Source organism: Viridibacillus sp. NPDC093762 (genome assembly GCF_050279675.1).
Classification (GTDB): domain Bacteria; phylum Bacillota; class Bacilli; order Bacillales_A; family Planococcaceae; genus Viridibacillus.
The window spans coordinates 1-25,336 of record NZ_JBNNUK010000004.1 but is presented as its reverse complement, the minus strand read 5'-3'; the positions used below and the strand labels follow the sequence as shown (position 1 = coordinate 25,336).

The 25,336-nt window shown below is 36.3% G+C and carries 24 protein-coding genes and 1 riboswitch; of the genes, 16 read left to right on the top strand and 8 right to left on the bottom strand.

Annotation, left to right across the window (positions count from 1 at the left end; translation table 11 throughout):
• Positions 1–112 precede the first annotated feature (112 nt).
• The 6 genes from ACQKM9_RS07115 to ACQKM9_RS07090 form a co-directional block, all read right to left on the bottom strand.
• Positions 113–541: a MarR family winged helix-turn-helix transcriptional regulator gene (locus ACQKM9_RS07115; RefSeq protein WP_038180287.1), complete on the bottom strand. Its 429-nt coding sequence runs from the start codon at positions 539–541 to the stop codon at positions 113–115.
• A gap of 25 nt (positions 542–566) precedes the next feature.
• Complete coding sequence (gene spx / locus ACQKM9_RS07110; protein ID WP_427733688.1) at positions 567–971, bottom strand: transcriptional regulator Spx; 405 nt, start codon at positions 969–971, stop codon at positions 567–569.
• A gap of 201 nt (positions 972–1,172) precedes the next feature.
• Positions 1,173–2,060, bottom strand: a complete 888-nt coding sequence (locus ACQKM9_RS07105; RefSeq protein WP_427733687.1) for a YitT family protein — start codon at positions 2,058–2,060, stop codon at positions 1,173–1,175.
• Positions 2,061–2,436: 376 nt separating this feature from the next.
• Positions 2,437–3,999, bottom strand: a complete 1,563-nt coding sequence (locus ACQKM9_RS07100; RefSeq protein ID WP_427733686.1) for an ABC-F family ATP-binding cassette domain-containing protein — start codon at positions 3,997–3,999, stop codon at positions 2,437–2,439.
• 355 nt (positions 4,000–4,354) lie between these two features.
• Positions 4,355–4,543 (bottom strand): SE1832 family protein, encoded by a 189-nt coding sequence (locus ACQKM9_RS07095; RefSeq protein WP_038180262.1) that lies wholly within the window; start codon positions 4,541–4,543, stop codon positions 4,355–4,357.
• Between the two features lie 80 nt (positions 4,544–4,623).
• Entirely contained in the window at positions 4,624–5,703 is a 1,080-nt protein-coding gene (locus tag ACQKM9_RS07090; RefSeq protein WP_427733685.1) for a PseG/SpsG family protein, read from the bottom strand.
• A gap of 146 nt (positions 5,704–5,849) precedes the next feature.
• On the opposite strand from ACQKM9_RS07090, the gene ACQKM9_RS07085 reads away from it, so the two are divergent.
• From ACQKM9_RS07085 to ACQKM9_RS07050, 8 genes are all read left to right on the top strand, one after another.
• Positions 5,850–6,650: an oxidoreductase gene (locus ACQKM9_RS07085; protein WP_427733684.1), complete on the top strand. Its 801-nt coding sequence runs from the start codon at positions 5,850–5,852 to the stop codon at positions 6,648–6,650.
• 220 nt (positions 6,651–6,870) lie between these two features.
• Positions 6,871–7,434 (top strand): NADPH-dependent FMN reductase, encoded by a 564-nt coding sequence (locus ACQKM9_RS07080; protein WP_427733683.1) that lies wholly within the window; start codon positions 6,871–6,873, stop codon positions 7,432–7,434.
• A 315-nt stretch (positions 7,435–7,749) separates the two neighbouring features.
• On the top strand, positions 7,750–8,343 hold the full coding sequence (locus ACQKM9_RS07075; RefSeq protein ID WP_427733682.1) for a TetR/AcrR family transcriptional regulator: 594 nt from the start codon (positions 7,750–7,752) through the stop codon (positions 8,341–8,343).
• A gap of 16 nt (positions 8,344–8,359) precedes the next feature.
• Positions 8,360–10,543, top strand: coding sequence for a DNA topoisomerase III (locus ACQKM9_RS07070; RefSeq protein WP_427733681.1), 2,184 nt, complete (start codon positions 8,360–8,362; stop codon positions 10,541–10,543).
• 120 nt (positions 10,544–10,663) lie between these two features.
• A complete protein-coding gene (locus tag ACQKM9_RS07065) occupies positions 10,664–11,317 on the top strand; it encodes a hypothetical protein (RefSeq protein WP_427733680.1) in 654 nt (217 codons plus the stop codon).
• A 14-nt stretch (positions 11,318–11,331) separates the two neighbouring features.
• On the top strand, positions 11,332–11,817 hold the full coding sequence (gene ybaK, locus ACQKM9_RS07060) for a Cys-tRNA(Pro) deacylase (protein WP_427733679.1): 486 nt from the start codon (positions 11,332–11,334) through the stop codon (positions 11,815–11,817).
• A gap of 124 nt (positions 11,818–11,941) precedes the next feature.
• On the top strand, positions 11,942–12,583 hold the full coding sequence (locus ACQKM9_RS07055) for a YczE/YyaS/YitT family protein (protein ID WP_427733678.1): 642 nt from the start codon (positions 11,942–11,944) through the stop codon (positions 12,581–12,583).
• Positions 12,584–12,928: 345 nt separating this feature from the next.
• Positions 12,929–14,128 carry a glycine C-acetyltransferase gene (locus ACQKM9_RS07050; RefSeq protein ID WP_427733677.1) on the top strand — a complete coding sequence of 400 codons (1,200 nt, stop codon included), beginning with the start codon at positions 12,929–12,931 and terminating at the stop codon, positions 14,126–14,128.
• A gap of 464 nt (positions 14,129–14,592) precedes the next feature.
• Here ACQKM9_RS07050 and ACQKM9_RS07045 read toward each other — a convergent pair whose 3' ends face one another.
• Positions 14,593–15,756, bottom strand: a complete 1,164-nt coding sequence (locus tag ACQKM9_RS07045) for a pyridoxal phosphate-dependent aminotransferase (RefSeq protein ID WP_427733676.1) — start codon at positions 15,754–15,756, stop codon at positions 14,593–14,595.
• Between the two features lie 181 nt (positions 15,757–15,937).
• Here ACQKM9_RS07045 and ACQKM9_RS07040 point away from each other — a divergent pair, with 181 nt between their 5' ends.
• From ACQKM9_RS07040 to ACQKM9_RS07020, 5 genes are all read left to right on the top strand, one after another.
• Positions 15,938–16,726: a carbon-nitrogen family hydrolase gene (locus ACQKM9_RS07040; protein ID WP_427733675.1), complete on the top strand. Its 789-nt coding sequence runs from the start codon at positions 15,938–15,940 to the stop codon at positions 16,724–16,726.
• Positions 16,727–16,805: 79 nt separating this feature from the next.
• A riboswitch (SAM riboswitch) is annotated at positions 16,806–16,911 on the top strand.
• Between the two features lie 118 nt (positions 16,912–17,029).
• The gene (locus ACQKM9_RS07035) at positions 17,030–18,043 is read left to right on the top strand and encodes a methionine ABC transporter ATP-binding protein (protein WP_427733674.1); all 1,014 of its coding nucleotides are present in this window, start codon (positions 17,030–17,032) and stop codon (positions 18,041–18,043) included.
• Positions 18,033–18,704, top strand: coding sequence for a methionine ABC transporter permease (locus tag ACQKM9_RS07030; protein WP_427733673.1), 672 nt, complete (start codon positions 18,033–18,035; stop codon positions 18,702–18,704). Before ACQKM9_RS07035 ends, ACQKM9_RS07030 begins: the two co-directional genes overlap by 11 nt.
• Positions 18,705–18,720: 16 nt before the next feature.
• Positions 18,721–19,539 (top strand): MetQ/NlpA family ABC transporter substrate-binding protein, encoded by an 819-nt coding sequence (locus tag ACQKM9_RS07025; protein ID WP_427733672.1) that lies wholly within the window; start codon positions 18,721–18,723, stop codon positions 19,537–19,539.
• A 470-nt stretch (positions 19,540–20,009) separates the two neighbouring features.
• Positions 20,010–20,183, top strand: a complete 174-nt coding sequence (locus tag ACQKM9_RS07020) for a hypothetical protein (protein WP_427733671.1) — start codon at positions 20,010–20,012, stop codon at positions 20,181–20,183.
• A 179-nt stretch (positions 20,184–20,362) separates the two neighbouring features.
• Here ACQKM9_RS07020 and ACQKM9_RS07015 read toward each other — a convergent pair whose 3' ends face one another.
• Complete coding sequence (locus ACQKM9_RS07015; protein ID WP_427733670.1) at positions 20,363–21,037, bottom strand: NAD(P)H-dependent oxidoreductase; 675 nt, start codon at positions 21,035–21,037, stop codon at positions 20,363–20,365.
• Positions 21,038–21,244: 207 nt separating this feature from the next.
• Between ACQKM9_RS07015 and ACQKM9_RS07010 the strand changes: the two genes are divergently transcribed.
• The 3 genes from ACQKM9_RS07010 to ACQKM9_RS07000 all read left to right on the top strand — a co-directional run bounded on the left by ACQKM9_RS07010 (position 21,245) and on the right by ACQKM9_RS07000 (position 25,006).
• Entirely contained in the window at positions 21,245–22,114 is an 870-nt protein-coding gene (locus tag ACQKM9_RS07010; protein WP_427733669.1) for a LysR family transcriptional regulator, read from the top strand.
• A 625-nt stretch (positions 22,115–22,739) separates the two neighbouring features.
• Positions 22,740–23,963, top strand: a complete 1,224-nt coding sequence (locus ACQKM9_RS07005) for a chloride channel protein (RefSeq protein ID WP_427733900.1) — start codon at positions 22,740–22,742, stop codon at positions 23,961–23,963.
• Positions 23,964–24,418: 455 nt separating this feature from the next.
• Positions 24,419–25,006, top strand: a complete 588-nt coding sequence (locus tag ACQKM9_RS07000; protein WP_427733668.1) for a hypothetical protein — start codon at positions 24,419–24,421, stop codon at positions 25,004–25,006.
• Positions 25,007–25,336: the final 330 nt, after the last annotated feature.

The window sequence follows — 25,336 nt, the reverse complement described above, 5'->3', positions numbered from 1 at the left end:
AATGTGGTAGCTATTTTGGTATGGTAGGAAGTATGATATGCCAACTATAGGATATGACCATTATTTTACTCAAAATAAAACCGCTAACACAATAATTTCATGTTAGCGGTTGTTATGAACCAAATAAGCATTTAGAGAAAATCTTACTGAGCGTATGAATTTCTTCTTCGCTGAGCATGCCAAACATTTTTTCGATAATTTCATTTACATGGCGATGTGCCTTTGACAGGAGTTCTCTACCAGTATCTGTAATTTCAAGTTGCGATGCACGACGATCTGTTTCATTTTGGGTCTTTTTAACAAGGCCAGTTTTTATTAGTTTGCTAGTTAGAACAGTTACTCCACCTGTTGTCACTTGAAGTTTTTCAGCGATAGCCGAAGGACGTTTTGGACCTTCGTTATTTAGAAGATCTAGTATTAAAATATGCGTTTTAGAAAAGCCTAGACTGTTCTGGCTATTCCATTCATTTGCCCATTTGCGCTCTAAAGTAGCAACTACTTCAAATAGTGAAGAAATGCTTTCTCTTCTAGCGTCATTCATATTACTCATCTCCAAAATGTTTCATTCAGCCTTCTTGTGAAAGGCGTTGCATTTCATAAAGCTCATAAGCACGCACCTTGCGTGGGATGAAACGACGAATATCCATATCATTATAGCCAACTTGTAGGCGTTTTTCATCGACCAAAATTGGGCTACGTAGCATTTTTGGATGATCCTTTACAATATCATATAGTTCTTGAATAGAAAGGTGATTAATATCGCAATTTAAGTTTTTGAAGTCTTTAGAGTTTGTAGAAATAATTTCGTCTGTACCATCTTCAGTCATGCTTAAAATCAATTTGAATTCAGGCAATGTTAACTGATCAGAGGTAATTCTTTTTTCAGTGAAAGAAATGTTGTTTTCCTTTAGCCACTGTAAAGCCTTTTTTGATGATGTACAGCTCGTTTGAGTGAAAATTGTAACAGCCATCTATTTATCCCGCTTTCTCTACTGATTATTATACTTATATCTTACAAGTAAGATATAAATAAGTCAATGGTTTTTGAATAAAAAAAAGTTAAATTAACGTCTAAAGCAGAAAATTTGAATTTTCGACAAAAATAGTAGCTACTAAATAAAAAAAATCCACTGTACTAATTATGCCCAGTGGATTTTGAAAGTATGAGTTATTTAGTGAACATCTTTTTTCTTAAAGTTTCCGCCTTGAATTTCAGTCATATTACTGAAAGCAAGAAATGCTGATGGATCAACGTCTTCTACAATATTTTTTAATTTAGCTTCTTCTAAACGGCTGATAACACAGAAAATCACTTGTTTATCATCTTTTGAATAGCCACCTTGTCCATTTAAGTACGTAATACCGCGACCTAAACGAGCCATAATTTGATCTCCAATTTCATCCGCTTCATCACTAATAATCCAAATAGACTTCGTTTGATTCAAGCCTTCGGAAACAAGGTCAATTGTTTTGAATGCAATGAAATATGAAATAAGCGAATACATAGCACGATCAAAACCGAATACTAATCCTGCACTACCTAAAATAAATAAGTTCATGAATAAAATAATTTGTCCTACAGAGAAGGGTAACTTTTTATTAAATAAGATGGCTAATGTTTCACTGCCATCTAAGCAACCGCCAGCTCTAATTGCAATCCCAACACCGATACCTAGTAATATACCACCCAGAACCGTAGCTAATAGAGTATCATTTGTGAATGCTGATGAATTATGCATAAATGAAGTAGCTATTGATAAAACGACAATACCATAAGCGACAGAAAAGGCAAATGTACGGCCAATTTGTTTATAGCCTAAATATAGAAATGGTAAGTTAAAGAGGAATAGGAATAACCCTAGTGAAAGATTTGTAAGGTGAGAGGCCATAATGGCAATACCCGTGACGCCACCATCAATCAAGTTGTTTGGGATAAGTACCATTTCCAGCCCAACAGCCATGATAAGTGCTCCTATTGTTAAAAAGAAAAGTTTGATTGCATATTTCTTAAGTTTATTTTTTTTCCTCTGTACTATTTTAGCTTTCTTGTCTGAATCCATAAAAAACCACCTTCCTCATAATAATTTTTACACGATATGTTGCTGATTTCAAGGGATATCTACGAAACCATGGCAAATGTATAGGATTTGAAAAAACTCCGCAAAAGCGGAGTTTTAGTTTTTAGAGAAATATTAAACTTCAGGCGTTAGACTTTCAAATCGTTTCAGTCTCGGCACAAGACAAAAAGCGTCTTGTGTTCGAGCCCTCCAACGCCTGTCGAGTCTGAATGAGCGCCAACAGCTTTAGATAGATATCCAGCTTCAGCGGCCAGCCCCTCGAGGTCACTTCCATTTTCTCGGTCGAAAATTGAAAAGATATTTTCGATTCGAAAGTTCCAGTGCTTGTCGGGGCTGAGCGGGCCGCAACAGCATTTAGTTATTGATGTCCAGTTGAGAACCATTCTGCTACGTCCCATATTTTTGTTACTAGACCTTCGTAAAATTCAGGTTCGTGGCTGACTAGGATGATTGTGCCTTTGTATTCTTTCATAGCACGTTTTAGTTCTTCTTTTGCATGAACGTCTAAGTGGTTTGTCGGTTCATCGAATAGCATCCAGTTACTTTCATCCATCATTAATTTACAAATACGAACTTTTGCTTGTTCTCCACCACTAAGTTGGTTTAATGGACGTGAAATGTGCTCGTTTTTCAAACCAGTAGATGCTAGAATGGCACGTATTTGGCTTTGCTCTAAACTTGGATACGCATTCCAAACGTCTTCAATAGGTGTAATGTTCCCCGCTTTAACTTCTTGTTCAAAATAAGAAGGGAAGAGGAAGTCACCACGTGTTACTTTACCACCAAGAGGTTGGACTTTGCCAAGCATTGTTTTTAATAGTGTTGACTTACCAACACCATTCATACCAACAAGGGCAATTTTTTCACCACGTTCGATTTCGAAAGTAAGTGGTGGTAATAATGGCTTGTCCTTGTCGTAGCCAATTAATAGATTTTCAGCTTCTACGACGTAACGACCTGAGCTACGTGATTCTTTAAAGTTGAATTTTGGTTTTGCAGCTGTTTCTGGACGGTCAATACGTTCCATGCGATCCAATTGTTTTTGGCGTGATTTAGCTCGTCCAGTTGTAGAATATCGTGCTTTATTTTTTGCGATAAAACCTTCTTGTTTTTTAATAAACTCTTGTTGTTTTTCATAAGCATCAATATGTTGACGCTTGTTAATTTCAGCTAGTTCTAAGAACTTTTCGTAAGTGGCAGTGTAGCGAGTTAGTTTTGAAAATTCTAATTGGAAAATAACATCGACAACGCCATTCATAAATTCTGTATCATGTGAAATTAAGAAGAATGCATGTGGGTATCCTTTTAAATAATTTGAAAGCCAAGTAACATGCTCTTCATCCAAGTAGTTTGTAGGCTCATCAAGTAATAAAACTTTTGGCTTTTCTAATAGAAGCTTCGCAAGTAATAATTTTGTACGTTGACCACCAGAAAGAGCTGTTACATCACGCTCAAGGCCAATTGCATCTAGACCAAGTCCACGCGCAACTTCTTCAATTTTCATATCTAATGTATAAAAATCTCCAGCATCTAAAGCGTCTTGAATTTCAGCCATTTGTTCTAATAATTCTTCTAGCTCTTCTGGTGTTGCTTCAGCCATTTTACCTGTGATTTCGTTCATCTCAGCTTCTTTTTGGTAAAGCGGTAAAAAGGCATCGCGTAAAGTTTCGCGCATCGTTTTACCTGGTGTTAACACAGTATGCTGATCCAAATAACCGTAATGTGTGTTCGGTAACCATTCAACTTTGCCTTGGTCATGGATTAGTTGTCCCGTGATGATACTCATTAATGTAGATTTTCCTACACCATTGGCTCCAACAAGACCAACATGTTCGCCTTCTACGATGCGGAACGATACATCTTTAAAAAGTGTACGGTCGCCGAATGTATGGGCAAGATTTTCAACTGTTAAAATGCTCATTATTTTGTCCTCCATATAAAATACGACAGCTGCGCTTTGTAAGTAAATATTCGTTTTCCAACATATAATTGTAAACGTGGCGAGTCGTATTTCTTGTTATAGTTAGTAGTTTGATTTTGGGTCAATAGAATTTTGATCATGCAAAAGTTGCGACAGGACGTCGCGAACTTGGCCAGCCTCTTAAGGTCACTTCCAATTTCTCGGTCGAAAATTAAAAGATATTTCGTTTTGAAAGTTCGAGTGCTTGTCCGGTAACAGGATGTTGGTCAGGTAGCCGTTGCCACAGGACGTGGCGAACTTAGGCTATCTTCCACTGAACGAGCGCCATTAGCATTTACAATAAAAAAACCCGCAGTTATGACAACGCTGCGAGTTGTTTGTTCAATTCGGCTAGTTGTTGTTCCATGTCTTTTAGGCGTTGTTCGGCCTGCTCGACAGCTGATCCGTTCCCGATTGAATCGAGTTTTTCGATGTCACCTTGATGACGGATGTAGTCGCTTTTTAGTTCTAATATTTGGTATTCTATTTCGGCTTTAGTAGGCATGAAAATACTCCTTTAAATAGATTTCGACTATTACCATGTCGAATTCTGGAACTGAGCCAAATTTCAACACAGCTTTTTTATTATTGTATCATACGTGGCGTTTTCTTGGTGTGATCTTGTACTAAAAAAGCCTGTGCTTTTGGTGTTCTGTGCGCAAAATTAATGAGCATGGAATAGATATAATGGTTGTTACTTTGTAGATCGAGCTTTTTTTGGTTTCTAATGGCGCGGTCGCGACGTGCTTCATGCAAAAGAAGTTCCATAACAGCATTTTGCAAGTGAGATTGTTTTAATTTGCGACCACTTCCAAGTTGAATAAAACCATTTTGATCACGAGGGAATGCATGCATAATTTCTGTTTCGTTTTGAGAGATGACGATACAAGGGATACCTACAACTGCAACTTTATAAGGGGTATAACTTGCTGAACAAATGACAATTTGTGCTTGAGAAAGTAGGGTTTCCAGCATATCAGCAGCTTGTATAACAGTAATATTCCTGCGACTTAAAGCCATCATCTTCAATTCATCTATATCATTTGCGTACGAAGGATCTACTAATACAGAGATACGTACAGGAATTTGTAGCTGCATTAAGTGGCGCATAGTCCGATATGTTAAATTTTCCGGATCACTACCTTCATATACAACGACAATATGAGGTCTTTCTCCTTCATCTTCAGTAGAAGTAATGGCTGCGATTTTTTCAGGTACAACAAATGAAGATGGACCAGTTAAGTAATGAGGATCTACTTTTTCACGGATTTCTCTATAAAGTGTATGCAACACGCAATCGGCTGCTTTACCACCTTCACCAAAATCATCAAAATGAACGAGAGTAGGGACAATTTCTTTTATTTTCTCCGTATCTTCGAGTTCTGTATTTATGCCATCACGTACAAGTAAATCAGGCTTTAATTTAGATATATATTGAAGCAACTGTTTTTGATCGCGGTAAGAAATAGGCTCTATTCCTGTCGCTGCTAGCTTTTTCAACGCTAACTCAGAAGGTTGCTTAATGAAAATGAGAATTTTTTCATCACTGAACATCTTAACAAGTGTCGCGATTCTTTCAACGGGGTATAGGTCATTATGTGATGAAACTTCAACTGCAAATGCAATCGTTTTTTTAGAATGATTTTCTGTTTGGTTATTAGTCATTTAAATCCCATCCTTTCAACTTATCTATCTACTTTATGGTGGGAAATTAATGATTATGTCTGTAAAATCACTAGAATATTAGATACACAGGCTAAACTATACGTATTTTTGGACGGTATATAGATTAGGAAAGGACGTGAACAGTTATGTTGATGCGTTCAGCAATTGTTGTTGGAGCAACTGGTTTGACAGGACAGGAGCTTGTCCAAGTCCTTTGCGAGAGTGAAGAGTACGCGGAGATTACGGTAATTGCTCGCCGTGCATTGAATTTTAAACATCCAAAACTTGTTGTGAAAATTCGTCAGTTCGATCAATTGGAAGAAACAGATTTCAAATTTGCACATGAACTTTATTGCTGCCTAGGTACTACACGTAAAAAGGCGGGTTCAAAGGCTATGTTTGAAAAAGTTGATCTTGAATATCCAGTAAATATAGCATCGATAGCAAAAAAATGTGGTATTCCGCATGTACTTGTTATTTCAGCTATGGGTGCAAATGAAACTTCTAAATTCTATTACAATCAAGTAAAAGGAAAAATGGAACATAATTTAATTGCACTGGAATTACCTCAATTATCGGTTTTTAGACCATCGTTATTGTTGGGGAATCGTGAGGAAGTACGTCCAGCAGAGAAAATTAGTGGAGCTTTGATGAATATCTTGAATCCTATATTCATTGGTCCTCTTAATAAATACCGTGCTATTTCTGCCAATACATTAGCAAAAGCTATGTATAATGTAGCTATAAAAAATACAAATCAAAAGGTAAGGGTATTTGAATCTGCAGAAATTTCAATGATTGGAAAAACAGATATATTAGTTGATGATCATGAAGAAATAATCGACGAAGAACTTATCTTTAATTGGGAGAAACGTCAAGATATTTTCATCGAAAAGGAAATACTAGAAGAGGAAAAAATAGATAAACCGTTAAATGATAGACCATAAAATATAAAAACAGTTGATGAGAGTTTATATTTTTGTCTAAAAATAATTTTCATAGTAAACCATCTTGCTAAAGTATTGTGGTTTACTATGTTTGGGGAAAAATGTAGTTTTCTGTTCCGTCTAAAGACTGAAATTGTGTCGAAATGGTGCTTGTCACCTTATATAACGAATCTGCATTTGTTACAATAACGGTAGGAATTTTGAATTGGAGGTAACATCTATGAAGATTTTACTTGTAGACGGAACAATTATCGGCAGAAAAACAGGTGCAATTTTAAAACAAATAGAGACATATATTAAAGAATTTGATGGTAGCCTAGAGCTAGAGTTATTACATCTAGCGGACTTCGAACATCAATTTGTCGATGGACGTCCATTTGATCAATATAATGATGATATGAAAACACTTGTGAAAAAATTCGAGGAAGCAGATGGTTATATTTTAGCTACACCTATTTTCCAAGGATCAATTCCAGGTGTATTAAAAAATGCGTTTGATTTTCTACATCCTAAAGCTTTGCGCTACAAACCGGTTTCAATTGTAGCTAATGGAGGTACACAACAACATCACCTAGTTGTTGAAAACCAACTAAAACCAATCCTCGACTACTTCCGTGCACTCGTAACTCCAAACTACGTCTACACACATGCTAGTCACTTTGATAAAGACAACAACATTATCGATGAAAATGTTCTTGAACGATTACAAGAATTAGTACGAGTGTTCGGGAAATATTGCGAACTAAGTAATGATCTTCCTAAAGAACCGATCGACCAACATTAAAAGGAGTGGCTTTTGCCACTCCTTTTTAGTTTGTATAAATTTTAATGATGTACCAAATGCATACACATTTTTCGTTGTATTTTTAATAAACTCAGATGTATACAGAACACCTATGACGGCATCTGATCCTTTTCTTTTGCCTCCTCAATCATTTGATTCTTTGCAGTTTCAAGTGCTGTTTTTATCATTTCAGTATACGATTTAATTTCCCCAACCATAGTGCCTTTTAAATTCTCCTTCGCATAAAAACAATACGACTGTGTTGAAAATTTAATACAAGTGTATTGAAAAGGTCGTATGTGTTATGATTGGATTATGGACAAGATAAATAAATTTGAAGTACAAAGAGAAAGAATTGCTCGAGCAACTTGGGCAGTTATTCGAAGAGAGGGACTGGGAAATGCGAGTGTGCGCAACGTTGCACAAGAAGCAAATCTTTCTGTCGGCTCTTTAAGGCACTATTTTTCAACACAAAGTGATCTACTTATTTATTCGATGGAACTAATTCGAAAAAAATTGGATGAACGAATTGAAGCGATGCGTTTATTTGGTAACGGTCCTTCAATAGAAGATATACTAGAAGTCTTACGTCAGTTTTTACCGTTAGATTTAGAAAGGAAATTAGAAATGGAGGTTTGGCTAGCATTTTCATCTAAAGCATTAGTAGATGAAGCCATTCGGGCAAAATGTCAGGAGCTTTTAGAAAACTCCTATCAATTATTGAGAACGATAGTTGAATTACTAATATTCTTAAAAGAGGCAAGAAAAGATTTGGATATTGATGTAGAAGTCATTCGATTATATGCCCTCCTTGAAGGGATGTCCTATCATTGTATCATGCTGCCTGATAAATTTACGCCCGAAATTATTAATCATGTATTACATGAACATTTACAAACGTTAAAATAAGGAGATAAGAATTTATATGGGAAAAAGCTTAGTTTTAGCAGAAAAACCATCTGTAGCACGCGATATAGCACGTGTTTTAGGGTGTACAAAAAAAGGTAATGGCTTTCTAGAGGGGCCTCAATATATTGTTACTTGGGCACTTGGCCATTTAGTTACTCATGCTGATCCAGAACAGTACGATCAGAAGTTTAAAGAGTGGAAGATGGAAGATTTACCGATATTACCGAATCCTTTCAAACTAGTACCTATTCGTCAAACGACAAAACAATACAATGCAGTAAAAGCACAATTAATGCGTCAAGACGTCAATCAGATTATTATAGCAACAGATGCAGGACGTGAAGGGGAGCTAGTAGCTCGTTGGATATTAGAAAAAGCGAAATGCCGTAAACCAGTTAAACGTTTATGGATTTCATCGGTGACGGATAAAGCTATTAAAGATGGCTTCAAAAACTTAAAAGATGGCCGTTCTTATGAACATTTATATGAGGCAGCTGTAGCACGTGCAGAAGCTGATTGGGTTGTTGGCATTAATGCCACACGTGCTTTGACAGTTAAATATAATGCGCAATTATCAACTGGCCGTGTACAAACACCTACTCTTTCAATGATTGCAGAACGTGAACAACAAATAAAAAACTTTAAACCAAAAACGTATTATGGCTTACAAGCACATTCAAACGAAACAAAATTCACTTGGTTTGACCGTCAAAATAATCAATCTCAGTCTTTCCAAAAGGAAAAAATTGAACAGTTATTAAAAATATTAGACGCTGAAACTGAAGGGGTTATTCAAGATATTCAAACGTCCCCAAAACGTCAATCTGCCCCAGCATTATTTGATTTGACTGAGCTACAAAAAGAGGCACATAAGCGCTGGAGCTGGTCTGCAAAAGAAACACTTTCAACGCTTCAAAATCTTTATGAGCGTCATAAAGTAGTTACTTATCCGCGTACAGATTCAAAGCATTTAACGGATGATATGAAGAGCACGTTAAAGGAACGTATTAAAGCATCAGCTGTTGGGGATAATCGAGCTGCAGCGAACCTTTTAATTCGTAATAATTCAGTACAACCACAAAAGGGTGTTATTGATAATGCAAAAGTATCTGACCACCATGCCATTATTCCAACTGAAGAAGTGGCTATTTTACAAGATTTGTCTGATAAAGAACGTCGCTTATACGATTTAATTGTCAAACGTTTTTTAGCTGTTTTCTTTGGCCCGTTCCAATATGATCAAACAACGGTTACGTTAGCTGTGGGTAATGAAGTATTTAAAGTAAAAGGCCGTACAATTCGTGATGAGGGCTGGAAACGTGTATATCAACAAGATGATGATGACGACACAGATGAGCGTTCACTACCAAGCTACAATAGAGGTGATAAAATCGCTATCCGCGCCATTGCAATGACACAAGGTGATACAAAGCCACCAGCCTATTTCAACGAAGGAACATTACTAGCTGCGATGGAAAATCCAGCACAATTTATGAGTGGTGAATCGAAGGACTTAATTAAAACGTTAAGTGAAACAGGTGGTATTGGCACTGTAGCAACACGTGCAGATATTATTGAGAAGCTATTTAATTCATTTTTAATTGAGAAAAAAGGTAAGGACCTACATGCTACTTCTAAAGGTCGTCAGCTATTAGAATTAGTACCGTCGGATTTAAAATCACCTGCTTTAACTGCAGAGTGGGAACAACAATTAACGAAAATTGCAAAAGGTTCAGCAAAAAAATCGGATTTCATTAACAATATGGTTAATTTCTCTAAAAAAGCTGTTAGTGATATTAAGAAGAGCGATCAAAAATTCAAGCATGATAATGTTACAGGGAAAAGATGTCCGGATTGTGGGAAATTATTGCTTGAGGTAAATGGCAAACGTGGTAAAATGCTTGTCTGCCAAGACCGAGCTTGTGGTCACAAGAAAAAAGTATCAATGGTGACGAATGCACGTTGTCCAGTTTGTCATAAGAAATTGGAACTTCGTGGTGAAGGAGAAGGACGCATTTTCGTTTGCTCATGTGGCCATCGTGAAAAATTATCTGTATTTGAGAAACGTAAGAAGGAAACTGGCAATACAAAAGTTTCTAAAAAAGAAGTTCAAAAGTACATGAAAAAACAAGATGATCAACCACAAAACAATGCAATGGCAGAGGCACTGAAGAAGCTACTAGGAACAAAAGATGAATAAATGGGTATTTTTTACTACTATAATATTGTAAATATTTGAGAACAACGACCTTTTGAATTTTCAGATAACGGTGTTAAAATAGATTTTAACTATAATGGTATTTGAAAAGAGGTGATTTGCATGAAATTAGCTGCTCAATTAAACAATCAGTATACAGACATTGAAAATCGTAAACGAGCTCTTAGGCAAAAGAATGCAGGTGATGCTTATCGTAAAACAGCTCAGTATTTTCAACCAAACTCGAATCCAGCTTTGGAAGAGCTAATGGACTTGCTAACGGGTAAAAAGGAGAAACAACATCAGCCGCAAGTCCAAGCTGCTATTCGTGAGCTTCAACAAAAGGACCAGGAATTCCGTGCTAAAGCAAAAGATAACATGGAACAGACATCGCCATTAGTTGAGACCTCAGCTGCAGTTAGTCAGGTTTACGAGGAAAAGAGTTCTTCTATTGGTGCTCTACTCGAGAAAACATTTGAAGTATTAGAGAGAGTTCACCATTCAGCATTAGAACCAAAGAGACAAGATGTATGTGTTACTGAAGGCGAAAATGAGATAATCCAGCAAACTCGTGATCAAATCACCAAAGTAAAACTACAAGTTACAACAGAAGATTCTACTAATCAATTTGGGCAAGTAACAAACGCAACACAAACATTAGAGCAAAAGCTTAAACAGCGTCTATTTGATCAAGCAATTTCCTGCTATTCATATCATGTACAGATGGCGAAATCAGGATTTAGAGTGACGCAGCCTAGTTTTTATCGTGTTGCTTAGGAGAAGTGAATGTTTTGGCTAAAAATGCAAAAGTACAAAAAACAAATGCAGTACGCTTATTGGACCAAAAAAAAATCCCATACTCTCTGACAGAATATGAAATCACAGACGGTCAAGTCGACGGTATTTCAGTTGCAGGTAAAATTGGTCAACCTGTTGAGAGTGTGTATAAAACGCTCATGTCTACAGCTGGCAAAGAAAAGTATTACGTTTTCGTCATTCCAGTAGCAGCAGAGCTTAATCTAAAGGCTGCTGCAAAGGCAGTTGGGGAAAAGAAGATAGAGATGCTACCTGTCAAAGATTTATTGCCAACTACAGGTTATATTAGAGGCGGCTGTTCGCCTATTGGTATGAAAAAGTTATTTCCAACCTTCATAGATGAATCAGCAAAAACGTTTGACCATATCTTTGTTAGTGCAGGGAAAATAGGCATGCAAATATGTATCCAACCGACTGATTTAGCGAAAATCATAAATGCGAAATTTGTAGCTATTATATAAATCTAGGATAGTTTTATTTTAAATAGGAACGAATTTTGTTATAATAGTTTAGTTATCATTGAAAAGCCACTTTATGCTTCTTGCGTAGAGGGCTTTTCATTTTTCTGTAGAAAGAAGGATTCTTGTGAATAAAATAAATAGTTGGCGCTGGGGATTTTTTATGATGGGACTTATCGTCATTGCACTCGGTGTTTCGTTAACAATTAAAGGACAAACCTTCGGGGTGGGTTCATGGGATGTACTGCATATAGGTCTATTCAAAAACTTCGGTTTTTCCATTGGTAGTTGGTCAATCATTACTGGGCTTATTATTATTGGTATTACAGCAATTGGCACTCGTCAATTTCCGAAGATAGGAACTTTTATCAATATGCTAAGTATCGGTATATTCATCGATTTCTTCAATTGGTTATTACCTGATGTTGATCATTTAGCCCTACAATTTTTTAGCTTCATTATCGGTATAATTTTAATAGGTTTAGGTGGCGGAATGTACATTTCAGCCAATCTTGGAGCTGGTCCTCGTGATAGTTTGATGCTTTTAGCTGTAGACAAGTTGGGATTAAGTATTATTAAAGCCCGTACAATTATGGAAATAGCTGTTGCTGTAGCAGGGTGGTTACTTGGTGGTCCTGTTGGTCTTGGTACTGTTCTTATGGCATTTGGTCTTGGCCCAATTGTTCAATTTTCGCTTGCGTATAGCCGTAAATTATTGTTGAAATGTATCGGTGAAGAACAAGTAACATTTTCAGAGTTAACGAAATAAGTAAAAAGTGAGTAGACTATTGTCTACTCACTTTTTTAGTACTCTAGAATAAGATGGATGAGTTATAACGAGGGAATTTTAATGGAAATCTATTTTTATAAAAACGCGACTGATGTGTGGAGAAGAAGTTATGATTGATGATATTACTTAATAGATCACTATTTTCGCCAAGATAATCTAGAAAATTAAGTATTCTAATTTTTCTGAGTGTACAACTGTTCTTCTTGTAAGGACAGTGTATGTAGTAATTTCAATGAATTTCATCTTATTGTTTGTGATGGTACTTTTCAGATGTACAAATAATGGTGAAAGTATGCTACAATATTTTTATCCAAAATTGAAAGGATGATTTTCTTGTCAAACGTACTGAACACATTCGTAGACGACAACTTGCAACAACTGCGCGACCAGGGCTTATACAACGAAATAGATCCAGTAGAAGGCCCGAACGGTTCAGTTATTCAAGTGCGTGGCAAAAATTTGGTCAACCTATCTTCAAATAACTACCTGGGCTTAGCAACAAATGATAAATTAAAGAAAATTGCTCAAGAAGCAATCGGAAAATATGGCGTAGGTGCTGGCGCAGTCCGCACGATCAATGGGACACTCGATCTTCACGTTAAATTAGAAGAGAAACTAGCAGAATTTAAAGGTACTGAAGCAGCCATTTCATATCAATCAGGATTCAACTGTAATATGGCAGCTATTTCTGCTGTTATGGATAAAAATGATGCAATCCTATCTGATCAATTAAATCATGCATCTATCATCGATGGTTGTCGCTTATCTAAAGCGAAAATTATTGCTTTTAATCACTCTGATATGGATGATTTACGTACTAAAGCAAAAGCAGCAACTGAATCAGGCTTATACAATAAAGTAATGGTCATCACTGACGGTGTGTTTTCAATGGATGGAGACATCGCAAAACTTCCTGAAATCGTAGAAATTGCGAAAGAATTTGATCTAATTACATATGTGGATGATGCTCATGGATCAGGTGTAACAGGTAAAGGGAAAGGTACTGTGAAGCATTTCGGTTTAGAAAAAGAAATCGACTTCCAAATTGGTACACTATCTAAAGCGATTGGTGTAGTAGGTGGTTACGTAGCTGGTAAGAAGAATTTAATCGATTGGTTAAAAGTACGTTCTCGTCCATTTTTATTCTCAACAGCTTTACCACCAGGTGATGTTGCTGCAATCACTGCAGCTGTTCAAATGTTAATTGATTCAACAGAACTTTGCGATCAACTGTGGGAAAATGGCGATTATTTAAAAGCGGGTCTGAAAAAACTTGGATTTAACATCGGTGCATCTGAAACTCCGATTACACCGTGTATCATCGGTGACGAAAAACTAACTCAAGCCTTTTCTGCTCGTCTTTTTGAAGAAGGCGTCTACGCTAAATCGATTGTCTTCCCAACTGTACCTAAAGGCACTGGGCGCGTACGTAACATGCCAATTGCCGCACATACAAAAGAAATGCTAGACGAAGCTTTAGCGACTTATGAAAAAGTAGGTAAAGAGCTAGGCGTAATTTCATAATATTAAAATGCTCAGCGCTATGTGCTGGGCATTTTTATTAGGTGATTTTTTTGTTAATTCTATAAAGTGTATCTTTTCCACAGACAAATATAGAATACTTTTATTAAGAGAAGTAATTTTTTCTTTTATACTGAAATTGTGGGCCATGTGAAACAAAGATAAGAAGCGATTTAGAATAAATTAAAGCTGTAGTTAAGGTAATTGAATGGTTAGAGTTTGGAGAATTTAATATTACTATTTAAGACGGATTGTACAGATAAATCGTCTAAAAAAGCAGAGATTTCCTTGAATGAAAGCGAAATAAGCACCTATGTTAGCTAATAACAAAATAAGAGGCCGCATAATCAGAGTCAAAGAGTAAGTATTCTTTGATTGTGATTATGTGGCTGTTTTATTGCTATTTTTAAACTTATGCCATTGGTAATCCAACTTATGGAATGAGTTGGATTTTCAATGTATATACATTAAAATAAATTTAGTTTGGAAATACGCGTTATTGCTTCATGAAGCCTGTCCTCATCAACAAGCAAGCCAACACGTACATACCCTTCTCCGTATTCACCAAAACCATTACCCGCAGCAACTGCTACATCAGCCTGTTCTAGCAATAAATCAGCAAATACTTTACTTGTATAACCTTCTGGTACAGGAAGCCATGCAAAGAATGATCCTTTTGGTGCTGTCACAGCCCAGCCAATACGATCGCAAGCGGTTTTTAATGCGTTCCGGCGGCTTTCATACATATCCACTAACTCAGTTACACATTCTTGTGAACTAGTAAGTGCTGCAATACCAGCCTCTTGTACAGCAGGGAAAAGGCTGACAAATAAATGGTCTTGTACTAAATTTAATGCTTCAATTAGCTTTGTGTTACCAACTGCAAAGCCGACCCGCCAACCGGCCATATTATACGTTTTCGATAAAGTATACAACTCAACCCCGACATCTTTAGCACCTTTAGCTTGTAAAAAGCTCACTGGTTTTTTACCATCAAATCCAATTGCTCCATATGCAAAGTCATGCATTACTGCAATATCGTGATCTTTCGCAAACTGCACAGTTTTATCGAAAAATGATAAATTAGCAACAGCACCAGTTGGGTTATTTGGATAATTTAAATACATTAATTTCGCACGAGCTTTTACCTCATCTGACACAGTTGTGTAATCAGGTAGGAAGTCGTTTTCCGCTAGTAATGGAAGTGTATCGAACTTGACATCTGCTAGTGCTACGCCTGACCAATAGTCCGGATAACCAGGGTCTGGGAGTAGCATTGAATCACTAGGATTCATAATAGCTAAAGGTAATTCAACTACACCAATTTTTGTGCCAAAAAGTATGGCTACTTCCGTATTTGCATCGATTTCAACCCCGTATTCTCGTGCATAAAATTCTGCAATTGCTTCCTTGAATTCGGGCAAGCCGCGGAATGGAGAGTATTTATGAGTTTGCGGATTAATAACAGCTTCCTGCATAGCTTTTATAATATGAGTAGGTGTTGGTTGGTCTGGATTTCCTTGGCCTAAATTGATGACATCCCTACCTTCCGCGACTGCGGCACCTACTTTTTGTACTAAAGTTGCGAAAAACTGCTTCGGCAACTGTTGTAATCTCGTTGAAAATTCCATTTTCGAACAAACCCCCTTGAATTATTTTCTTTAATAACTTGTTATCCACAAAATCTTTCTTCTAAATACTCTATACACAACAACTACTTTGTGGATAAAATAGACGTATGTATAAAAATAGTCGCAATAATAAGAGAAATATTATAACCTTTTTAAGAAAATGTCTACAGGTGGTGGAGTTATGAAAATTGCATGTATACAATTAAATGTTGCCTTCGGGGACATCGAAAAAAATTTTATCAACGTTGAAAAGTTTATCAGGGAGGCTGCTGATAAGGGGGCGGAACTCGCAATTCTTCCGGAAATGTGGAATTCCAGCTATGCTCTAGAGAAATTAGAAGACCTGGCAGATCCGAACGGGGAACGTACAAAGAATTTCCTGCAACAGCTTTCAGAAGAATTGCAAATTCATATTGTTGGTGGCTCGGTATCAACAAAAAAAGATGGGGAATTCTACAATACGATGTACGTATATAACAATAAAGGGGAGCTTGTCAGCGAATATGACAAAGCGCATCTTTTCCGTCTAATGGACGAGCATTTGTATTTATCAGCTGGCGATAAGCAGAATAACTTTGAACTGGGTGATATTCCAGCGGCTGGTGTTATTTGCTACGATATTCGTTTTCCTGAGTGGTTACGTCTTCATGCATTGAACGGAGCGAAAGTAATTTTCGTTTCTGCACAGTGGCCAACACCACGTATTGATCATTGGAAAACGTTATTACAAGCACGAGCAATTGAAAGTCAGTGTTTTGTTATTGCAGTAAATCGAATTAGCCATAAAAAACAAAATTTTAACGGTCAATCGATGGTTATTGAACCTTGGGGTGAAGTGTTATGGACTGGTGGAGAAGATGAAGAAATGTCGATTATCGATGTCGATTTCTCTATAGTGGATGAAATTCGCCAACGAATCCCGGTATATGAGGATCGTCGCTCTGAATTATATAAAGATATTTTGGAATAGTACAAAGTTTCAAAAAAGTATTTGACATCTACATTTTTTCACAGTAATATTTAGTTCATAACTTACAAATGAATATTGAACTTTATCTAGAGAGACCGAGGGATAGGCCCTATGACGTCCGGCAACCCCCTGAAAAAGGGAAGGTGCCAATTCCTACAGAATGAGTACGTTCTGGAAGATAAATCGCCAATTTACACTTACGATGCTTCTTTCAGATAACCGAAAGAAGCATTTTTTAATACAGTGAATTCCAAGTATTTCTATAGAAGTTGCATAATTCAAACAGATTTGAGGGGATACAATATGCTTGAGATTCAGAATATTACAAAAGTATATAAAACCAAAAAGGGTTCGGTAACGGGCGTAGACAACGTATCGTTGACAATCGATAAAGGTGAAGTCTTCGGTATTGTTGGCTATTCTGGCGCAGGAAAAAGCTCGCTGCTACGTTGTATCAATTTATTGGAGCGACCAACAAGTGGCAGTATAGTCGTAAATGGTCAAGATTTAACAAAATTAAAAGGCGAACAACTTCGTAAAGCGCGTTTGAAAATCGGTATGATCTTCCAGCACTTTTACCTAATCAGTCAAAAAACGGTTGGCGAAAATATCGAATTTGCTTTAAAAGCAGCGGCTATACCACCGAAGCAGATTAAAGCTCGTGTAAAAGAATTGCTTGAAATGGTCGGTTTATCTGAGAAAATCGATGTTTACCCAGCGCAGTTAAGTGGTGGTCAAAAGCAACGTGTCGGTATTGCTCGTGCGCTTGCAAACAATCCATCCGTACTACTTTGTGATGAAGCAACATCAGCACTTGATCCAAAAACAACGATTTCCATTTTACGCTTATTAAAAAAGATTAATCGCGAGCTGAATATTACAATCATCCTTATCACGCATGAAATGGATGTTGTGAAAGAAATTTGTGATCGTATGGTTATTATGCAAGATGGAAGGGTCATTGAAGAAGGAGCGGTTTACGACGTTTTTGCAAATCCGGTTGAGCCATTAACACAAGAATTTATTAGCAGCGTTGTTTCATTTGAAATACCGCCAACGATTCTTAAAGGTGTGACAGGGGAAATTGTGAAAGTATTATTCAAAGGAGATGTAGCTGGTGAGGGCGTCATTTCAGATATGATTCAAAACTTTGAAATACGTGGTAATTTCTTGCATGGCACAATTGAATATATTCAAGAAAAACCGCTTGGCATTTTCTTAATGGAGCTACAAGGTCAACCGGATAATATAGGGAGAGCTATTTCTTATATGGAAGGACGCGGTGCGTTTGTGGAGGTGATTAACGATGCTATTTGATTTCGAACACTTTATTAGTATGCTTCCAGACATTTGGAAAGCATTTGGTGAAACGTTACTGATGATTGGTATTTCACTTAGCATTTCACTAATTATCGGTTTACCACTTGGAATTATACTGTTTGTTACAAGCAAAGGTTTATTTTTACATAATCGTTTCTTTAATGGAGTTTTAGGGTTTATCGTCAATCTAGTTCGTTCCGTTCCTTATATCATTCTATTAGTAGCGTTATTCCCGCTAACGAAAATACTGGTTGGAGATACAATTGGTCCCGTAGCGGCAAGTGTTTCGTTATCTGTAGCAGCTATTCCATTCTTTGCGAGACTTGTAGAAACGTCTATGCGTGAAGTTGATAAAGGTGTCATAGAAGCATCAATAGCTGTCGGTGCAACACCATGGATGATTATACGAGATGTGCTATTACCTGAAGCGAAATCGGGTATTATCCAAGGGGGGACAATGACGATTATTAGTTTAGTCGCATATTCCGCAATGGCTGGTATTGTCGGCGGTGGCGGAATTGGTGACTTAGCTATTCGTTTTGGTTATTACCGCTATGACAACACAATTATGATTGCGACAGTTGTCATATTAATTGTTATCGTCCAAATTATTCAACTTTCAGGCGATGCCATTTCAAAAGCAATTGATAAACGATAAAAGGGGAGAATTGAAAATGAAAAAGTTTTTACTAGCAGCGATATTATTCGTATTAGCTTCAGCTTTAGTTGCATGTGGTAACAAAGATGAAAGCAAACCAAAGGATTCAAAAGACATTAAAATTGGCGCAACTGCAGGACCATATAGTGACATGTTAAATAAAGCGATCATCCCGCAATTAGAGAAAAAAGGCTATAAAGTAAAAACGGTTGAATTTAGTGACTACGTACAACCAAACAAAGCATTAGATTCTGGTGATATTGATGCAAACCTTTTCCAACACTCAATTTATCTTGAAAACTTTAATGAACAGAACAAAATGAAGTTAACTGGTCTAATTAACGTACCAACAGCGCCAATGGGCTTCTTTGCAAAAGATTTTAAATCAATTGATGATATTAAAGACGGCGCAAAAGTAGCGATTGCTAACGATCCATCAAATGCTGCACGTACATTATTAGCGTTACAAGAACAGGGTCTTATCAAAATTGACCCTAACATCGAAGAACTAAAGGCATCTGAAAAAGACGTTGTTGAAAACCCTAAAAACTTAGTGTTCCAACCAATCGAAGCAGCGGGTCTGCCTCGTGCAATCGAAAGTGCTGACCTTGTTGGTGTCCCAGGAAACTTCGCGCTTGCAGCAGGACTTAAATTACAAGATGCACTATTCTTAGAAAACATGCCGGATAAATTCCGTAATGTTATTGCGGTTAAGGAAGAAAACAAAGATTCACAACTAGCGAAAGACATCTTAGAAATCGTTAAATCAGAAGAATTTGAAAAAATCATCGATGAAGAATTCAAAGGCTTCGGCAAACCTGACTGGATGAAGTAAATGCTGAAGTGGCCCGTCTAGACTAGACAAGCGCTGGAACCTTCGAATTGAAAACGTACTTTCAGTTTTCAACCGAGAAGGAGGAAGTGACCTCGAGAGTCTGGCCACTGAAGCTGGATATCTCGAGTAAATGCTGAAGTGGCCTGTCTAGACTCGACAAGCGCTGAAACCTTCGAATTGAAAACGTACTTTCAGTTTTCAACCGAGAAGGAGGAAGTGACCTCGAGAGTCTGGCCACTGAAGCTGGATATCTCGAGTAAATGCTGAAGTGGCCCGTCTAGACTCGACAAGCGCTGGAACCTTCGAATTGAAAACGTACTTTCAGTTTTCAACCGAGAAGGAGGAAGTGATCTCGAGAGTCTGGCCACTGAAGCTGGATATCTGAGTTCGATGGCATTTATCTTCAAGGACTACTACACACTTATCAATCTTGGATTAGATAGGGTAAAGAATGGTGTTAAAATGTATGTTTGGTAATTTTAACGATTGTTGATGAAGATATGGGAGGAACAAGGGGAACAAAAGGGAAACGATATAAATGGACTTTAAGTTTTGAGGCTCCAAGTACCGATCAACAATTATTTATATTTATTCCAAAAGTAGAAATAATTGGAGTTTATGAACGATTTTTTTTCAAAACATGATCGTTATAGTGCTTTCCTAACAGAATAAGAATAAAAAGTCGATTCCAAAATATAAGAATCGACTTTTTATTTGACTTACTAGGGAAAAATAGCACTACACTATTCTATCTACAATATATTAAATTAATTAACACAATAAATTACTTTACAAAAAAGTACTACAAATTTTATACGGATAATTAGTCAATCCATTGAACAACTTTTTCTCGACTTTGTCTTGATTTCTCAAACTCTGGTTCTTGAGATCGGTATCCGAAAGCTGCCATAACCGATACACCAAATTTTTCGCTATCTAATAATCCTTCATTCTCAAGAATTTCTGTTACTTTCTCCATGTTGAAACCTTCCATTGGACAAGAATCAATCCCGATTAAAGCTGCGGCAGTTAACATATTTCCAAGTGCAATATATGTTTGTTTACTAGCCCAGTCAAATAGAGCTCGTTCACTTTCATACAACTTGAGATCAGATTCTTGGAAGTTTTTATAAGAATTAGTCATATTGGCCACGATAGGTTCAGGAATATTTTTAACGTTCTTCAATAGATTTTGCACATAATCAGAATCAGCTTTAGCATCTTTACGAGCAAGAAGAATCACTAAATGACTAGCCGTGGGAAACTGACCTCGTCCTCCAAAACTGAATTCTTTTAATTTTTCCCTAATCTCCATATTTTGAATAACTAAAAATCTCCATGGTTCATATCCTATGGAACTTGGTGATAGTCTACCTGTTTCTAAAATGAAATCGAAATCTTCTTCTGAGATCTTTTTTGTTGGATCAAATGCCTTCGTTGCGTGTCTAAACATATATGCATCAATTATCTCTTGTTTTTTTGCTGAAATGTTGTTCATATTATAACCATCCTTTTAAAATTTTTTGAATACAACATAAGGTCTATATCACAATTTGGGTATAACCGTATTTTGCAATCACTTTGATTGAACCAACTTTTATTATTGGTTACAAAATATATTGTAAATGATGAAGTTAGTTTAGTAAAATAGATATAAATGAATGAAACGTTCAGTAAAAATGAACGTAAAAGGAGGAAAATAAATATGGAACTTCGTCATCTTGTAACTTTTAAAACGATTGTAGACAAAGGTGGGTTTAAAAAAGCAGCAGATCAACTTGGATATGCGCAATCCTCTGTTACAAATCATATTAAAGATTTGGAGGTGGAATTTAACCAACCTTTATTCGATCGCTTAGGAAAAAAAGTGATTCTTACTAATTTCGGCAAGCAGTTTTACCCTTATGCCGTAAAAATTTTGGATATCTATACGGAGGTTAAAGAAAAGGCAAATAGTTGCAATGAACCGACCGGGAATTTAACTATTGGGGCTTCAGAGGCGTTAACAAGTTGCCGATTGCCTCAAATTTTATTGGAATATAAAGAAAGGTATCCTGAGGTAAACTTATCTATTACTTCTATTGATTATCAGAACGTTCCTTTAGAACTCCAACAAGGAAATATTGATTTGGCGTTGGTATTAAAAAAGAACGATTGGACAGAAAGAGATTTACACAGTGAAAAGATTAAACAAGAATCAATGGTGTTAATTACGCCATTAAAAGATAAACAAAAAGGAAACAGTAAGACCGTTCTTTATACAGAGAGAACTTGCACCTATAAAAGTCTATTTGATGATTATCTTACAGAGCACCCTATTGAAATTGAAGGAAGTGTAGATTTTGGCAGTATAGAACCTATTAAGCAATGTGTTATGAATGGACTCGGTATTTCTATGCTCCCTTATTTCAATGTAAAAAAGGAGTTAGAGAATAAGTTATTTAACGGGGAAATTATTAAAGATGATCAATATGCGATTTCTACATTTGTTGCCTATCATAAAGATAAGTGGGTTTCTCCAGCAATGGAGAGCATGATTCATTTAATCCAGTCCTATTCAAAGTATTGGGATTGATTAAAAAGGAGAAAAGAGGACATCATTCCTGTAATATCTGTGTTTACTTCAAGAAATAGAGACAAATCTCAATGGATACTTTACTCAATACATAGCTGCCAATGATGGCTATTTCTATTTAATAGCAGTATTCCTGTAATGAATGAAAAAGAGTTTTGATCTATTTCAATACATAGATACCAAAGTTTGTGAATAGATGTACTTAAACTAATGGGGGCTTTACTTCAAAAAGGAGTAGAGCCTTTTTTTATTGAACTAACGAGGCAGATTAGTTGAATAAGAAGGGTTGTTTGTAGAGAAATATTGTTAGTCAATAATAGAACCGTATTTTTGAAATAAGGAGAAATAAAAAATGAGATTATTGCATGTAGATTTATTAGAGTATCTACCAAAAGGACAAGCGTAAGCCGTCATGCGTACCATAACGCTGCGCTTTTTTATATTTCGGGCTTACTGAGATTTAGCTCACGCATTTCATTCATGTGGAAACTATTTTTCTGCTGAGATGTCTAACACCAGTATTGATAAGAGATAATTAAACTGTAACGTAGCAGGTCAGTGGCAACGTCAGAAATTTTTAATGCATCAGGATCTGTGCTTTTTAGGAAAGTGGGGCAATAAGAGAATGAAGTTTATAGGAGCAGGTACTTTTATTCTATATAGCATCGTTACAGGAGGATTTATTGGGCTTCTCGTATGGAGCTTTCTCGCTATTATTTCTGTAACGACTCGCTTTTTATGGGTTGATTTGCCGAATGTAATTGATATTGGATATTGGACACTAATCGTGAGTGTAGTTGGCGGTATTTTGATAGGTCTATCTCAAAAGTACATTGGTAATTACCCACGATTAACAGATGAAGTATTAGCAGAATTCAAGCAAACAAAAAGAATTGATTACAGTTCAGTGTTTAAGGGCGCCATAACTGCAATTTGTGTACTTTCTTTTGGAGCCAGTCTTGGTCCCGAGGCGGCTTTAGTCGGGATTGTAGGAGGCCTTTCTACGTGGGCAGGAGATGTTTTGAAATCATTAGTTAAGAAAAATTCTGTATTAAATGAACATGGAGATATCATCATCGAATATAGTATTGAGACAACAATGGGTATTGTTTTTAGGGCGCCGCAATTGGGAGTTATTACATTGTTTGAAGATAAAAAAGAATCAAAGCAAATTAAGCTAATAAAGATAGTTGTATATTCATTAACTACTGCTGCAGGTTTTTCTGTATTTATACTATTATCCAAAATAGATAACAAACAATTTTCCATAGCAGATTTTGGTACATCAGTATTAGGAAGATATGAAATATTAGCAATAATTCCGCTGATCCTTTTAGGAGTATTGCTTGCAAAATTATATAATTTTTTTAGTCATAGCGCCCAAAAAATACTCAAACCACTTGAAAATTATAAAGTCATTAGGGCTGTTATTGGCGGGATAGTACTAGGATTAGTCGGTACAATTCTTCCTATTACTTTATTTTCGGGGGAGCATGAGTTAACCGAAATAGCTACTAAGTGGACCGGTATGTCAGCTTATTTATTATTGGCAATAGGTATTTTAAAGCTATTTTTAACTGAATTTTGTTTAGCCTCAGGTTGGCGAGGAGGACATATATTTCCTATTATTTTCGCAGGGGTAAGCATAGGCTATGGAATTGCGTCGTTATTCTCGATAGATCCAGTAACAACCATTGCCATAGTCACCACATCTCTCACCAGTGCAGTACTCAGGAAGCCGCTGGCAGTTTTTTTGCTTTTAATCATGATCTTTCAAGTGAAGCTGGTTATACCTATGTTAATTGCAGCATATTTACCAGTGTATTTATTAAAGCTGAAACGGGGATAACTTAGCTGAATACATCCACATCTTAGTTTATTCTATTGTCAGCACTCGATACATGTCCAGTGTGGCTTGGTTGGAGTTAGAGAAATAAAGTAAGCCCCCAATCAAACAACGCATATCCAAATGTAGCACCTCCTTGGTACGATCAACGTATCAATTTTAGGAGGTGCTTTTTGATGCCACAAGAAAAATCACCTAATAGTAAGGGGGTATTTGCCCATGCTACTTCGAATGCTTTTTTTATACTTCGGGCTTACTGTTAAGCTAACGGGGTGCTTTATTTGAAGATCATTGAGTTGCATATGCAGCTCTTTTTTTCTTTATTGAACTAACGGGGCAGGTTAGTTGAATAAGTGTGGTTGATTTTGTGTTAAATTTCAAATAAAGTAAGTTAATGTTAATATTAAATAAGGTATCGTCAAAAATCCAAATAGTCAAAGAAAAGGACGGACTACAAAATGAAAATTTCTTCTTATAACATAACAAACTCTTTTGATAAAAAAGTAAAACAGAAAAGTAATCAATTAAATCATAATTTTAAATTTTATCTAAACGAATTAACCAAAAAGGATTTATCTACTACGAATTCAAACATGCGAGTAGATCCAAATGGAAAACCGTATGAATTTTATCCTATAATTTCAGCAGAAGAAATAAGAGAAGTAGTAAATTCCTTAAAAGTCACAAACGGTAACGACGAAGAAATAGCTAAAATAATAGATGTAACTAACTGTTCAAGAAAAGAAATATATGGACTACGTCAATACTTATTCGAAAGTGGTAAAATTACGGAAAAAGAATATCACAACTTAGATGGCATGATTTCTGTACGTGATTTTGATGCTGGTATTTTTGCAGGCAGTATTCAAAAAGGTACTTTAGATTTTTGTCATCCAACGTCAAAAGGAAATAGAAATTGGCTTGCCTGTTTTAAAGATCAATTAAAATTAGAGAGGGTATCTAATCATGGTGTTCTCAATACAAGTAGTAGAGTAGTAAATATAATACAAAATATTAGTAATAAATTCCCAACTCGATTTCCATAAAATTCACCCAAAAAATATTATTGAACTTCCTACACCTTTACTTTAATACGTTTTTAAAGGAGTTGCAGTAGGGTCATACTATGAATTGATTTTTGAAAGACCTATAAAACAGTAAATAGAACAGAAACCATTAGTTAAGAAAATTTGTGAAGATTTTCACTAAAACTAACGGGGTGCTTTACTTGAAGATCATGAGTTGCATATGCAGCTCTTTTTTCTTTATTGAACTAACGGAGCAGGTTAGTTTAAGAAGGAATTTGTTTGCCAGAGGTGGAATACTTAGTCTTAACGACAGCTAAACAATAAATACTCATTGGAAGGTGGTTCACT

Bases quoted from the DNA above. Each gene is read 5' to 3' on its own strand.
- ACQKM9_RS07065 (WP_427733680.1), top strand. From the start codon at position 10,664: ATGAAATTAGCTGCTCAATTAAACAATCAGTATACAGACATTGAAAAT.
- ACQKM9_RS07005 (WP_427733900.1), top strand. From the start codon at position 22,740: ATGAAGTTTATAGGAGCAGGTACTTTTATTCTATATAGCATCGTTACA.
- ACQKM9_RS07040 (WP_427733675.1), top strand. From the start codon at position 15,938: ATGAAAATTGCATGTATACAATTAAATGTTGCCTTCGGGGACATCGAA.
- ACQKM9_RS07015 (WP_427733670.1), bottom strand. From the start codon at position 21,037: ATGAACAACATTTCAGCAAAAAAACAAGAGATAATTGATGCATATATG.
- ACQKM9_RS07080 (WP_427733683.1), top strand. From the start codon at position 6,871: ATGAAGATTTTACTTGTAGACGGAACAATTATCGGCAGAAAAACAGGT.
- ACQKM9_RS07090 (WP_427733685.1), bottom strand. From the start codon at position 5,703: ATGACTAATAACCAAACAGAAAATCATTCTAAAAAAACGATTGCATTT.
- ACQKM9_RS07070 (WP_427733681.1), top strand. From the start codon at position 8,360: ATGGGAAAAAGCTTAGTTTTAGCAGAAAAACCATCTGTAGCACGCGAT.
- ACQKM9_RS07105 (WP_427733687.1), bottom strand. From the start codon at position 2,060: ATGGATTCAGACAAGAAAGCTAAAATAGTACAGAGGAAAAAAAATAAA.
- spx (WP_427733688.1), bottom strand. From the start codon at position 971: ATGGCTGTTACAATTTTCACTCAAACGAGCTGTACATCATCAAAAAAG.
- ACQKM9_RS07050 (WP_427733677.1), top strand. From the start codon at position 12,929: ATGATTTTCTTGTCAAACGTACTGAACACATTCGTAGACGACAACTTG.
- ACQKM9_RS07045 (WP_427733676.1), bottom strand. From the start codon at position 15,756: ATGGAATTTTCAACGAGATTACAACAGTTGCCGAAGCAGTTTTTCGCA.
- ACQKM9_RS07035 (WP_427733674.1), top strand. From the start codon at position 17,030: ATGCTTGAGATTCAGAATATTACAAAAGTATATAAAACCAAAAAGGGT.
- ACQKM9_RS07030 (WP_427733673.1), top strand. From the start codon at position 18,033: ATGCTATTTGATTTCGAACACTTTATTAGTATGCTTCCAGACATTTGG.
- ACQKM9_RS07095 (WP_038180262.1), bottom strand. From the start codon at position 4,543: ATGCCTACTAAAGCCGAAATAGAATACCAAATATTAGAACTAAAAAGC.
- ACQKM9_RS07100 (WP_427733686.1), bottom strand. From the start codon at position 3,999: ATGAGCATTTTAACAGTTGAAAATCTTGCCCATACATTCGGCGACCGT.
- ACQKM9_RS07025 (WP_427733672.1), top strand. From the start codon at position 18,721: ATGAAAAAGTTTTTACTAGCAGCGATATTATTCGTATTAGCTTCAGCT.
- ACQKM9_RS07115 (WP_038180287.1), bottom strand. From the start codon at position 541: ATGAATGACGCTAGAAGAGAAAGCATTTCTTCACTATTTGAAGTAGTT.
- ACQKM9_RS07010 (WP_427733669.1), top strand. From the start codon at position 21,245: ATGGAACTTCGTCATCTTGTAACTTTTAAAACGATTGTAGACAAAGGT.
- ACQKM9_RS07085 (WP_427733684.1), top strand. From the start codon at position 5,850: ATGTTGATGCGTTCAGCAATTGTTGTTGGAGCAACTGGTTTGACAGGA.
- ACQKM9_RS07075 (WP_427733682.1), top strand. From the start codon at position 7,750: ATGGACAAGATAAATAAATTTGAAGTACAAAGAGAAAGAATTGCTCGA.
- ACQKM9_RS07000 (WP_427733668.1), top strand. From the start codon at position 24,419: ATGAAAATTTCTTCTTATAACATAACAAACTCTTTTGATAAAAAAGTA.